Raw genomic sequence first — 12,583 nt, 5'->3', positions numbered from 1 at the left:
GGATCGCCCCGCGGTGGGCGCCTACTGCACGTAGCCCAGGGCGCGCAGGGCCTCCTCGGTGTCGGCGTCGACCTTGGCGGCGCCGGCCTCGAAGCTGGGCCCGCCGGCCCGCAGCTTCTTCATCAGGGCCGTGAGCTCCGCCACCACCTTCGGGTTCGCCTTCGCGATGTTCTTCGTCTCGCCCGGATCCTTCTCCAGGTCGTAGAGCTCCACCCGGCCCCGCTCGATGGGGTAGGCCGCGTAGATGTCGGTCCGGGTCTTGCGGTGGAGGACGAGCTTGTAGCGAGGCGTCACCACGCCCTCGAGCTGGTTGCCGGTGTGCTGCAGGTAGGCCGCGCCGCCGGCCTTCACCTTGCCCTCGATCACCGGCCACAGATCCTCGCCGCGCAGCGAGCCGGGGGCCTCCAGGCCGAGGCGGCCGAGGACCGTGGGCACGATGTCGACGGTGTCGACGATGGTCTCGACCTGCGCGCCCGCGGGTCCGCCCGGGATGCGCAGGATCAGCGGGATGCGGGTCGTCGGCTCGAAGAGGCCCCCGTGGCAGAACCACAGGCCGTGCTCGCCGAGGGACTCGCCGTGGTCAGCGGTGAAGACCACCAGGGTGTCCTCCCACTGCCCGTTGGCCTTCAGGCGGTCGAAGATCTTCCCCATCCACCGGTCGAGCCAGGTCACGGAGCCCTTGTAGGCCCCCACCACGTAGTCGGCGTCGGCGATGTCGCCGATCCAGCGCTTCACGTAGACGTTGTCGATGTGGTCCTTCGGGAAGAGGGGCCAGATCTTCTGCAGGCTCCCGGGCAGGCCCGCCTTCGGATCCTTGTCCTTCGGATAGTAGAGGCGGTCGTGGCCCTCGGGCGCGTGGTAGGGGGTGTGGTTGTCGGTGAGGTGCACGAAGAGGAAGAAGGGCTCCTCGGCCTTCGCCTTGCGGCGGTCGAGGAAGTCGAGGACCCAGGGGACGGTCTTCTCCGCCTTGCGGATGTGGTCCCCGCGGGCGAGCTCGTCGATGCCCTGGGTCACGCCGGTCACGTCGGGGTTCAGCCAGGGCATGTTGACGATCCCCGCCGTGTGGTAGCCGGCCTTCTTCAGCCGCTCGGGCAGGGTCACGATCTCCGAGGAGATCTTCGACTGGTTGTCGTAGGCCCGGTGGTCCCGCGGGTAGAGGGAGGTCAGCATCGCCGCGTGGGAGGGCGTGGTGGTCGTGATGTTGGTGTAGGCCCGGCGGAAGTTCACGCCCTGCGAGGCCAGCTCGTCCAGGCGGGGGGTCTTCACCTCCCGGTTGCCGTTCACCCCGAGCATGTCGCCGCGGAGGGTGTCGGCCGAGATGAGGATGACGTTGAGGCGCCTCGCCTCGCCCGCCGGCTTCCCCTCCCCTGCCCTCGCGTGCAGGGGGAGGAAGAGGGCCATCAGCGTGAAGAGCGTGGTGATCGTTCGCATCGTTCTCTCGTTCCTCATTCCACCGTCGAGAAGATAGGGCTGGTCCAGACCACCTCCGCCTCACCCGCGCTCTGGCCCACGATGGCCCGCAGGTAGTGGAAGTGCTTGCCGGGCGCGAGGCCCTCGTCCTTCCAGTCCAGGTCGAAGGTGGGCGTGGAGGTCGTCGTCTCCCAGACCACCTGGCCGTCGCGCACCAGCTGCAGCAGGACCGGCGCCCGGCGGGCCCGCAGCGCGATGCGCACCGGCGCCGAGGCCGGGACCGTCCCGACCTCGCCCGGCGCCAGCCCGCCCACCTGCAGGTAGGCCTCCATCCGCACCCCGGAGGTCGCCACCGTCCGGCGGGCGAAGAGCCCGTCCCAGAGCGCGCCGCGATCCTCGGGGTCGGCCTCGACCCCGAGGCGCACGCCGGTCAGCCCCAGGGCCCAGGAGTCGGCCCGGCGGGCGATGCCGTGGTGCCAGAGCAGGCCGTGACCGTCCGAGCCGCCGAGGAAGCCGAAGACGTGCCCGGCCTTCAGGCCGTCGAGGGCGAAGAAGCCCTCGAGCTCTCCCCGCGGCGCGATGGGGCTCGTGTCCTTCCCCTCGAAGGCGCCGTGGGCGGAGACAACCTCGAAGTGCCGCTGGATCTCGGGCTGGTAGCCCTCCCAGTCGGTGCCCGTCCAGGCGGTGTGGTGGGGCGCGGTGAAGGCCTTCTCCTTCGCCAGCTTCGCGTTGAGGTCGGCGGTGGTCGGGGCCACGCCCTTCGAGCCGAAGACGGTCTCCGGGGGCGCGCCCCGGAAGTAGACGTTGCGGTGCCCGAAGCCCGTGGGCACCGGCGGGGTGGTCCACTCGTAGCCGTGGAGGGCCGCGAACTGCGGCAGGCGATCGAAGACATCGGTGAGCCAGGAGATCTCGTCGTGCTCCGAGAGCGCCATCTGGCTGCCCACCACGTAGTCGTGATCGGTGAGCACGGCGAAGTCGAGGCCGCGGGTGTGAGCTCGGGCGAGGACCTCGTCGGGCGCGCCGGTGCCGTCGCTGATGGCCGAGTGCATGTGCACGTCGCCGAAGAGGACCGGGCCGGGCTGCCAGGCGGGGGGGCTGGCGGTGGGCCGGGTGTAGGGCCAGGCGGAGCGCGGCGAGCGCGCGAGCCCGGTCTCCAGCTTCGGGGCGCCGCCGGGCGGGACGAGCAGGCGCTCGAGCACCACCTCGTGCCGGGCCCGCCGCAGGATCAGCACGCTGCCGTCGGGCGCGGCGGCGATGGCCATCCGGCGGCCCCGGGCACCCCAGCCCCGGCGGGTGAGATCGAGGATCGGCCGGCGGCCGCCCTCGTCGAAGCGGTGGAGGAAGGCACCCTGGGAGGGGCGGCTCACGGCCACGACCCTCCCGGAGGGCAGGGTCACCGCCGCGGGGAACTCGGCGCCCTGGCTCTCCCCCTCGTTCACCACGCCGCCGAGGGCGTCCTCGCCGGCGAGGGTCGTCGGGCCCTCCGGCCCGAGCGCGACCAGCCGCGTCGTCTTCACCAGCCCCGGCGGGACCGTCTGGTGGAAGACCATCCACGCCTCGCCGCCGGGCCCGGCGAAGAGGTGGGGCGCCGCCTCGATCCCCGGGTCGGCCAGGAGCTGCTCCGGCGCGGCCTCACCGCGCCGCAGCCAGATCTCGTAGGTGGGATCCCGGGAGCGCAGGTCGCGGTGATCGACCCAGCGGTCCCAGGCCAGCAGGACCTCGTCGCCGCGGACCAGGAGGGAGGGCCGGCGGTCGAGGGGGCCCGCGGAGGCGAAGCTCGCCGGGCCCCGCGCCTTGCCCTGCTCGTCGTAGCGCCGCCAGGCGATGCGCTCGCCGGCCTCCCAGGCCACCACCGGGCCGCCCTCTCCATCCACGGCGATCACCGGATCGCAGTGACGATCGTCGCTGGCCTCCAGGCCGGTCGAGACGGTGATGCGAGGCCTCGCCCGGTTCGGGGCGATGCGGCGCAGGTAGACCTCACGCCGGTGCTTGCCCCGCTCGGCCTTCGCGATCCCGCACCAGGTGAGCCAGACGGCCCCCTCCGGCCCGGTGGCCAGGCGCGGGTGCCAGGCCCGCTGGCCCTTCGTCGCCTTGGGGCTGACGACCTCGGTGGGAGCGAACTTCCCCTCGGGGGTGCGGGTGCGGAGGACGATGATCTCCTCGCCCTCCCCTCGACGGCGCACCACGGCCAGGGTTGCCCTCCCCCGCTCGTCGACGACCAGATCGCCCTCGTCGATCTCCTCCCCGGGGCGGACCACCCGCACCTCGTCCCTCTTCACGCCGTCGACGGCCTCGCCGCCGGGCACGAGCCGGGCGGGACCGCCCGCCTTCGCCGCGGCGATGGCCTCGCTCGGCGTGGGCGCGTGGGGATCGGCCGGGTCGGCCGGGTCGGCGGCCCGGGCCTCGGGCGGGCGGGCCAGCGCGAACCCGGCGAAGAGGAGCAGGCCTCCGATCGACAGCGACGATGCGGCCCTCATCCTGCGGGCCTCAGGATCCGGCCGTCCTTGGCCACTCGCACGCCGCGCTCGCCGAAGTCCTCCCGGGAGAGCTTGCGGATCAGCTGGGCGGCCTCGCCGTGCTCGTCGAGGACGGGCACGCCCTTGCCCTCCTGGCGGGTCGAGAAGATCCGGCCGCCCTCGAAGCGGCCGTCCGAGGCCAGCTCGACCTCCAGGACGTAGCCCAGCGCCAGGGGCCCCGACAGGTTGAAGCGACCGTAGGTGGCGAAGTTGCCCAGGGAGTAGGCGATGAGGCGGTCCTGGTAGAGCTCCATCCCCCGGGGCACGTGCGGCCCGTGCCCGAGGACCAGATCGGCGCCGGCGTCGATCACCGCCCGGGCGAACTTGCGCAGGTCACCGCGGTTCTCTCCGTAGAAGCTCTCCCCACCCTCGGGGACGTGGAGCGCCTTCTTGCCCTCGGCCCCGCCGTGGAAGGAGACGATCACCAGATCGTGGCCGCGCTGGGCTCGCTTCACCAGCGCCTGGGCTGTCTGGTGATCGTTCACGTTGTTGGTCGCGCCCGAGGTGTGGAAGGCGATCATCGCCACCCGCAGGCCCCCGGCGTCGGCGGTGGCGATGCTCCCCGGCGGCCCCGACCAGGCGATGCCCAGCCCGTCGAGGGTGGCCTCGGTCTCGCGGCGGCACTCCTCCCCGAAGTCCCCGCTGTGGTTGTTGGCCGTCGAGGCCAGGTCGGCGCCGGCGGCCTTCAGGAACTTGCCGTAGCGGGTGGGGGTCCGGAAGGCGTAGCAGTTGCCCCCCTTGGCGCACTTCCGGGTCTCGCCCGAGTCGCAGAGGGGGCCCTCGAGGTTGATGAAGGTGAGGTCCGCGTCGCGCATCAGGGCCTCGACGGCCGTGAGCATCCGGGCCCCGTCCTCGGGGGGGAGGTGACCCGCCGGGAAGTCGGTGCCGAGCATGACGTCCCCCACCGCCCGCAGGCGCAGCTTCATCGGCAGGGGCGAGTCGAGGGCCCCGGCGGCCGGCCCGCCCGGCGCGGCGGCGGCCGGTGGCAGGGTGGGCGCGGCGGCCTCCTCGGCCTTCAGCTCGGCGCGGAGCTTCTGCTGGCCGCGGGCCTCGCCCAGGTAGCGCTCGAGCTCCGGGTGGTCCGGCGCCAGGCGCTCGACCACCTCCCAGCTCTCGACGGTGGCGTCCCAGTCCCGGGAGAGCCAGTGGGCCCAGCCCAGCTCCCAGTGGCAGTCGACGCTCTCGGGGGCGGCCGTGACGCAGCGCTGCAGGGCGGCCTTCGCGGCGTCCGGATCCTTGGCGCGCAGGGCGGCCTTGCCTGCGGCCAGGTCGGCGGAGGGGTTCAGGGCGAGCAGGGCGAGGAGGATCGAGGTCATGGGAGGCCGTAGGAGATCACGAGCGGCGCCGGATGCGAAGGGGAGCGGAGGGAAGGTGCGCCCGGTGGGACGAACCGTCGACCGGGAGATTCCATTCGGGGCCGATCGGGATTCCCGGGGCAGGGGTGTCGTTCGAAGCCCTCGAAAGGGTGTAGAACCTCCCATCGTGAAGACCCGACGCACCCTGCCCCTGCTCGCCCTGTCCCTCCTCCTCGCGACCGGCTGCGCGACCCGCAGCGCGATCACCGAGCTGAAGCTCGACGATCCCACCCGGGTGGGGCTGGCGGTCCCACCCCCGGACGCCGATCCCGCGAAGTGGCTGGCCCCCCCGGCCGCCGGCCCCTCCGAGGCCCGGGCGCGGCTGGTCTCCCCGGCCACCGGCATCAGCGAGGCCCCCGAGGTGGAGGTGCGCCGGGCGAGCAGCGGCTCCCTCACCCTCCTCTGCCGCCCCTGCGATCGCGGCTGGATCGACGTCGTCGACGACCGGGGGCTGATGTCCTTCCCCGGCAGCCTCGATCAGCTCGAGGAGAAGGAGGGCCAGCTGCACCTGCCCCTGCGGGTGGTCACCGCCCGGGAGCTCAAGGGGGCCCCCGAGGGCGACCTGGCCCTGGAGAAGAAGACCTACGCCGACCTGGTCGCCATCTTCCCGCGGGAGGCCGTCCGGGGGGCCACCGAGCGGGTGGTCCACACCCGCCCCCGCTCCTGGACCACCACCGGGGTCCTCTCCGGCTCGGGCCTCCTGGTCGGAGGCGCGGGGGTGCTGATGCTGGCCACCGAGCAGGAGGGGCGGCGCTGGCCCGGCGGCGTCCTCCTCGGGGCGGGCCTCTCGATGATCGTCGGCGCCGCCGTCGAGGCCCTCCTGCCGCGGCGCAGCGAGGCCGTCCGGGAAGTGAGCTTTTGAGCTTCCCCGCCGGCTCGGTCACGGTGGTCCTCCACCAGACGCGCTCGCCGGTGAACGTGGGCTCGGCCGCCCGCGCCTGCGCCAACTTCGGCCTCACCCGGATCCTGCTGGCCGACCCCTCCGGCTTCGACCTGGCCCACGCCCGGCGGGTGGCCGCCGGCGCCGCCGAGGTCCTGGAGCAGGCCATGGTCTCGCCGGCCCTCGAGGAGGCCTGGGGCAACTTCAGCCGGGTGGTGGCGACCACCGCCCGCGTGCGCCACGGGGATCGCAGCGTCGGCCCCACCGAGGCGGCCCGCTACATCCTCGAGCAGCAGGCCGCGGGTGAGCGCGTCGCCCTCCTCTTCGGCAACGAGAGCAGCGGGCTGCCCGGCTGGGCGATCCGCAAGGCGCACCTGGTCTCCCGGATCGAGACCCACGAGGCCGCGCCCGCCCTCAACCTGGCCCAGGCCGTGCTCCTCCACGGCTGGGAGCTGGCCCGCCTGCGGGCGGAGGCCGAGGCCCCCGCCCCTCCGCCGGAGGCGAGCGAGGCCGGGACCGAGCCCCTCGACCCCCGGGTCCTCGAGCGCATCCGCACCGAGGCCCGGGCCCTCCTGCTGGAGGTCGACTTCCTCGATCCCCAGAGCCCCGACCGCATCCTGAACGAGCTGGAGCGGGTGCTGCTCCACGGCCACCCCAACCAGCGGGAGGGGGGGATGATCGTCTCCCTCCTGCGCCGCCTGCAGTACCGGATCGGCGCTGGTTGACGATTCGTACGGGAGTAGGGACCCGGCGGGGCGGGGGTGCGCGGCACCCCCGTAAAAAAGAACCGCCCCTGCACCATGCAGAGGCGGCCAGGTTGATCCGGGGCGGGTCGCGGGCTACCCCGGCTCGATCTGTTTGACTCTTCGAACCGCCCACCCTCCCCCGATGGGGGCTGGCGGCCGCTTCGCACCCCAGGCTCTTTCAACAAGCGGGCCAAGCGCCGCGAGGCGTCCGAGCGCGCGATCCGCGGGCGCTGCGGCGCACCGGGCGTCCGGGGGTGGGGTCCGGCTGGGGAGTCGAAGCCTCAGACCCGGGGAGGCCTCCCCTCAGCCGGTCAGCGGAAGGCCTCGCCGGTGAGGAGGTTCTCCACCAGCTCGATCAGATCCATCCCCTTGAAGGGCTTCTCGACGTAGGCGTCGGCGCCGGCGGCCTCGGCGTCCTGGTGATCGCGGGCGCTCGCCCTGGCGGTGAGCATGCAGACCCGGGTGTGGCCCAGGGCGGGATCGGCATTGATCAGGCGGCAGACCGCGATGCCGTCCAGGCTCGGGAGGACGATGTCCAGCAGGACCAGGTCGGGCAGCATCCGCTTCGCCGCCGGTACGGCCTCGGCGCCGTTCGCCACGACCCTCAGCTCGACGTTGCGACCGCGGATCTCGCCCCCCAGCATGCTGGAGACCAGCTCCTGGATCACAGGCTCGTCCTCCACCAGGAGGATCCGGTAGCTCTCGGTGTCCATACTAGGGAGAGTGTAACCCCGCACGGCCGATGGGCTCCACGTCCGTTCGTCGCACCCAGCCCTCGAGGCCGTTGGCCAGCTGCACCCGCAGGTAGGGGCCGTCGGCCTCCAGCGCGCGCACCACCAGCCCCTGGTGGATCTCGAAGGCCGTCTCGAAGCGGGGCGCCGGCCCCTTGCGCACGCTCACCGCGGGCGCGGTGACCACCGCCCGGTGCACGGTCTCGCGGTACCAGTAGAGATCGGCCAGCGCCGCGCCCAGGAGGAGGGAGGCCACCCCCCCCAGGACGGCGGCGGTGGTGGCCAGGCCGCGCAGCCGCTGGAGGCGCCGCAGGAGCAGCCCGCCGAAGAGGAGCACCCAGGCCCCGGCGAAGCCCCAGGCGATGGGCGCCACCGGCAGGCGCCGGGCCAGGCGCTCGAAGAAGGGCGGCCCCTCGTCGGCGCCCACCACCTCGTCGACGTTCCGCTCCAGCGCCGCCTCCAGGTTGGCCCGGGCGTCCTCGTGCCCCGGGTCCGCCCGCAGCGCCCGCTCGAAGGCCAGGACGGCGACCCCCAGATCCCCCGCCTTCAGGGCGGCGGTGCCGAGGTTGTAGTGCACGTCGGCGCTGCCGAAGCCCGCCTCGACCAGCAGGGTGTAGAGGCGGGCGGCCTCCGCCGGAGCGCCGGAGAGGAAGGTGTCGTTGGCGCGCCGGAAGAGCAGCTCGGCCTCGGCCGGTGTCCGGGGAGAGGTGGCCGCCGCCGCCCCGCCGCCCGGGGCCTCGGCCGGCGCCTCGCCCTGTGCCCACGCCAGGGGCTGGACCGCCAGGAGGGCAGCGGCGAGCGGCGCCGCGAGCGCGGCCCGATTCCGGAGGGTCATCGCGCCACCTCCCCCGAGGGGCCGTCGGCGAGGGCCGCCAGCACCTCGGCGGCCTTCTCCAGCAGGCTGTCCACCTGCTCGGCGGTGGGCTCGCCAGGCGAGTAGCGGGCCGTCTCGGCGCGCTCGAGGACGGTGCAGAGGGCGTCGACCGCCTCGGGCTCGAAGCCCAGCTCCAGCAGCCGCGAGGAGAGCTCGGGGCGGGGCATGCCGCGGGCGGGGATGCGGCTCTTCTCCGCGACGTAGTCGAGGAGCGCCCGCTCGGTCTCGGCGAAGGCCTCACCCCAGGCCCCCTTCTTCCGGAGCTTGCGGGCGGCCTTCAGCTTGGCGCGGGCCAGCCCCTGGGCCTTGCGCCCCGGGTCCGCCCCGGCGCGGCGCTGGAGGTGGTCCCGGACGCGATCGCCCAGGAGGAAGGCCAGGAAGAGCCCGAGGGGCAGCGCGAGCACCCAGGCGAAGACCGGCCCGTGCCAGGGCTCGGGCTGGACGCGCCGCAGATCGGAGGAGTAGCGGATGGTGCGCAGGCCCTCGGGGTCGAGGAGGTTGGTGGGCCCCTTGGGGGCGCCGTTCCCGGCGGCGGCTCCGCCGGCCAGGGCCGCCTGACCCCCGGCGCCGGCGCTCACCTCGATCTCGATGGGATCGCTGCGGCGCACGAAGTACTGCCCCCGCTCGGGATCGAAGTGGGCCAGCGAGAGGCGGGGGATGCGCAGGGTGCCGCTGCGCTGCGGCACCAGCACCACCTCGGAGACCTTGGTGCCGCCGAAGCGCGTGCCCTGGATCTTCGGCGTCACCTTCTCGGTGGGCTCGTAGACCTTGAAGCCGTCGACCTCCTCCAGGGTGGGCAGCACCAGGGAGTCGAGGTTGCCCTCGCCGCTGGCCCGCAGCCGCAGGGTGAGGGTCTGGCCGAGGGGGACCCGGTCGGCGGAGGCCGAGGCGTCGAAGCTCCACTCCCCGACGTTCATCGAGGGGAAGCCCTCGGGGCGGCCCTCGGTGGGGAGGGGCAGCACCTCGATCTCGATGGGCTTCGAGCGGCGGGTCACCGTCCGGCCGCTGCGCAGGAAGCCGAGGCCGGTGGCGATCTCCACCTCCACCGGGTCGATGGTCACCTTGCCGGTCTGCACCGGGAAGAGCGCCTTGCGGCGGATGAGGTACGAGCGGTAGGGGACGCCCTTGATGTACTTCACGGTGGGCGTGATCCGCTTGGGGCTCGCGAGGTCCTCGACCCAGAACCCGTCGAGCTTGGGCAGGTTGAAGGTGGGGAAGTCCGCGATGTCGAAGCGGGTCAGCACCTGCACGTAGAAGGTGATCTGCTCCCCGAGGAGCACCTTCTTCTTGTCCACGGTGGCCCGCAGGACGATGTCGTCGTCGCCTGCCGCGACGCCTCCCCCCCGGAGCATGTCGAAGGGGTTGAATCCCGCGAAGGGATCGTAGGGGTCGGGCTGGCCGCTCCCGCCGCCGCCGAAGCCCGGCCCGAAGGGGCTGGCGCCGCCGCCCGGGGGCTGCGCCGGTGGCTTCGGCCCCTGCCCCACCTTCAGCACGGTCACCACCAGGGAGCGGGTGTTGTAGGTCTTGCCGTCGTAGACGAGCACCCCCGGGGTGATCGTGAGCGCGCCGGTCTTCGTCGGCCGCAGCACCAGGGTGTGGACCTCGGTCTGCTGCAGGCTCTGTCCGCCGGAGCCGAAGCTGAAGCTCATCTGGCTCGACTTGGTCGAGGAGATCCGCTCGAAGCCCTCGTGGCCCGGCAGGGTGATCTGCGAGATCTTGTTGCGATCCTCGACGGTGAGGGTGACCTCGAGGGTGAGGGTCTCGCCCACCTCGAGCTTGTCCCGGCTCACGCTGGCCGAGAAGGACGCGCCCTTCGCCTCGGCGAGGCCGGGCCAGAGCAGCCCGGCGACGATCACGCCCGAGAGCAGGCTCGTGAGCAGGCGCCGCATCACCAGTCCTTCCCCCCGGGCAGGGGCTCCTCTTCCTCGTACTCGCCGACCCGGAAGAGCTGCATCTGGAGGGGCTTCTCGCCCCGGGAGAGAGCGTCGAGGATCCGCTCGGCCTCCTCGGAGGCGATGGCCCCCTTCGCCGGCGCCTTCTGGTCGCCCCCCTCCTCGCCGGCCTGGGCCTCCTTCACCTCCATGGGCTCCCCCTCCTGCTCCTCGGGGTCGGGGCGCGGGCTCTCGCCCTGCTGCTCCTCCTGCTGCTGCTGGCGGGCGCTCTCCTCCTGACCGCCGCCCTGCTCGGGCTGGCCCTTCTCCTGCTGCTCGCCCTCCCCCTGCTGCTCTTGCTGCTGCTGGTCGCCCTGCTCGCCTTCCTGCTGCTCCCGGCTCTGGTCGTCCTGGCCCTCTTGCTCGGCGTCCTGCTCCTGCTCCTTCGACTGGCCCTCGGACTCGTCCTGCTGCTCCCCCTGCGAGTCCTGCTCGTCCTGCTGCTCCTGGCCCTCGCCCTCCTGCTCCTCCTTCTGCTCGGCCTGCTCCTTCTCCTGCTGCTGGTCGGACTCGTCCTGGGACTGCTCGCTCTCTTGCTGCTCCTTCTGGTCGGAGGACTCGTCTTGCTTCTCGGGCGGCTGCTCCTCCTTTTTCAGGGCGCGCAGCGCGAGCTCGAGGTTGTGCCGGGCGGCGGCGTTGGCCGGATCGATCTGCAGGCTGCGGATGAAGGCGTCGGCGGCCCCCTTCGGATCACCGGTGGTGAGCAGCCCCGTGCCGAGGTTGTAGAAGTCGGTGGCCTTCAGGCCGTCGTCGGCGCCGGCGAGGGCCGCCTGCAGCTCCTTGCGGGCCGAGTCCATCTCCCCCTTGGCCGCCAGCGCCGTGCCCTTGTTGAACTGCACCCGCGCCCGCGCCTCGCCCTCCTCGGGGCGGGAGAGCCGGCCGAGGGCGTCGTCGTAGGCCTTCACCGCGTCGTCGTAGTCGCCCCGGGCGTAGGCCTGGTTGCCGGCCTCCACCGCGGGGTCCTCCGACTCGAGGAGGCGCCAGCCGCCGAGGAGCGGCGCCGACGCCAGCAGGAGGAAGGGCAGCAGCGCGGCGGCCTTCGCCCCCCTCGCCGCCGGCTTCGCGGCCTGCCCGCCGCGAGCGGCCACCGGCGGCCGCGGGCGGCTGCCCGGGCGGATGATCATGGAGAGGACGAGGAAGAGGAACGCCGGCACCAGGAAGACGGCGCTCTGATCCTCGTAGCGGGTCGTCAGCCGCGCCTCGAACTCGGTCTTCTCCATCTCCTCCATCCGCTCGATGACCTGGTCGATGCCCGCGCCGGCCGTCCCCGCCGCGACATAGACCCCCTTGCCGGCCTCGGCCAGCGCCTTCAGCCCCTCCTCGTCCAGGCGGGAGAGGATCGTGTTGCCGGCGTCGTCCTTCTTGTAGCCGATGATATCGCCGTGCTTGGAGACGATGGGGATGGGCTCGCCGCCGGGCGAGCCGATGCCCACCGTGAAGATCCGCGCGCCCGTCTCCGCCAGCGTCTTCGCCGCCTCCAGGGCCCGGCCGCTGTGGTCCTCGCCGTCGGTCAGGAGGATCACCACCTTCCCCCTCGCCCCCTCCCGGGAGGAGAGGAGCTGGGCCGCCGCGCCGAGGGCCGCCGAGAGGTTGGTGCCCTGGGTGGGCATCTGGGAGGCGTCCACCGCCCGGAGGAAGAGCTTGGCCGCGGCGTAGTCCGTGGTCATCGGGCACTGCACGAAGGCCGTGCCGGCGAAGATCACCAGGCCGAAGCGATCCCCGTCGAGGTGGTCGATGAGGTCGGTGAGCTCCAGCCGGGCCCGGTCGAGGCGGGAGGGCTTCACGTCCCGGGCGAGCATCGAGCGGGAGACGTCGAGGGCCACCACCACGTCGATGCCCACCTTGCGGGCCAGCTCGCTGCCGCTGCCGCACTGCGGCTGCATGAGGGCCAGGGAGATCAGCACCCCGGAGAAGAGCCCGGAGCCCAGGCGCAGGTAGCGCCGGGCCGGGGAGTAGCCGGGCAGCACCCTGGGCATCAGGCGCGTCGGGATGATCCGCCGCACCCGCGCGGCGTGGCCCACCGCCGCCAGGAAGAGGGCGATGCCGCCGAAGACGACGGCGGCCAGCAGCAGGCCGTACTCCGGGTGGAGCAGGCGCGCCTTGTAGCCCAGCAGGGTGAAGGTCCAGCCGTCGAGCATGG

At 73.2% G+C, this 12,583-nt stretch carries 9 protein-coding genes; 2 read left to right on the top strand and 7 right to left on the bottom strand.

The window, feature by feature from the left end:
• Positions 1 to 21: 21 nt before the first annotated feature.
• Genes P1V51_16880 through P1V51_16870 form a run of 3 tightly spaced genes read right to left on the bottom strand, consistent with a single transcriptional unit; the run spans position 22 to position 5,242 of the window.
• On the bottom strand, positions 22 to 1,431 hold the full coding sequence (locus P1V51_16880; protein MDF1564718.1) for a sulfatase: 1,410 nt from the start codon (positions 1,429 to 1,431) through the stop codon (positions 22 to 24).
• Between the two features lie 14 nt (positions 1,432 to 1,445).
• A complete protein-coding gene (locus tag P1V51_16875) occupies positions 1,446 to 3,887 on the bottom strand; it encodes a hypothetical protein (GenBank protein MDF1564717.1) in 2,442 nt (813 codons plus the stop codon).
• On the bottom strand, positions 3,884 to 5,242 hold the full coding sequence (locus P1V51_16870; protein MDF1564716.1) for a CapA family protein: 1,359 nt from the start codon (positions 5,240 to 5,242) through the stop codon (positions 3,884 to 3,886). The genes P1V51_16875 and P1V51_16870 overlap by 4 nt, the downstream gene beginning before the upstream one ends.
• Before the next feature lie 166 nt (positions 5,243 to 5,408).
• On the opposite strand from P1V51_16870, the gene P1V51_16865 reads away from it, so the two are divergent.
• Both P1V51_16865 and P1V51_16860 read left to right on the top strand, forming a co-directional pair.
• Positions 5,409 to 6,143 carry a hypothetical protein gene (locus P1V51_16865; protein MDF1564715.1) on the top strand — a complete coding sequence of 245 codons (735 nt, stop codon included), beginning with the start codon at positions 5,409 to 5,411 and terminating at the stop codon, positions 6,141 to 6,143.
• Positions 6,140 to 6,886 (top strand): RNA methyltransferase, encoded by a 747-nt coding sequence (locus tag P1V51_16860; GenBank protein MDF1564714.1) that lies wholly within the window; start codon positions 6,140 to 6,142, stop codon positions 6,884 to 6,886. Before P1V51_16865 ends, P1V51_16860 begins: the two co-directional genes overlap by 4 nt.
• A gap of 332 nt (positions 6,887 to 7,218) precedes the next feature.
• Here P1V51_16860 and P1V51_16855 read toward each other — a convergent pair whose 3' ends face one another.
• From P1V51_16855 to P1V51_16840, 4 genes are read right to left on the bottom strand one after another with little or no spacing between them, the layout of a single operon-like run.
• Complete coding sequence (locus tag P1V51_16855; GenBank protein MDF1564713.1) at positions 7,219 to 7,620, bottom strand: response regulator; 402 nt, start codon at positions 7,618 to 7,620, stop codon at positions 7,219 to 7,221.
• Position 7,621: 1 nt separating this feature from the next.
• A complete protein-coding gene (locus P1V51_16850) occupies positions 7,622 to 8,473 on the bottom strand; it encodes a tetratricopeptide repeat protein (protein ID MDF1564712.1) in 852 nt (283 codons plus the stop codon).
• The gene (locus P1V51_16845; protein ID MDF1564711.1) at positions 8,470 to 10,401 is read right to left on the bottom strand and encodes a BatD family protein; all 1,932 of its coding nucleotides are present in this window, start codon (positions 10,399 to 10,401) and stop codon (positions 8,470 to 8,472) included. The genes P1V51_16850 and P1V51_16845 overlap by 4 nt, the downstream gene beginning before the upstream one ends.
• Positions 10,401 to 12,581, bottom strand: a complete 2,181-nt coding sequence (locus P1V51_16840; GenBank protein MDF1564710.1) for a VWA domain-containing protein — start codon at positions 12,579 to 12,581, stop codon at positions 10,401 to 10,403. The genes P1V51_16845 and P1V51_16840 overlap by 1 nt, the downstream gene beginning before the upstream one ends.
• Positions 12,582 to 12,583 lie beyond the last annotated feature (2 nt).

The sequence above is a fragment of the Deltaproteobacteria bacterium genome, assembly GCA_029210625.1.
Lineage (GTDB): Bacteria > Myxococcota > Myxococcia > SLRQ01 > SLRQ01 > JARGFU01.
Note: the sequence above shows the minus strand (reverse complement) of the source record. Positions and strands in the feature narration are given on the sequence as shown.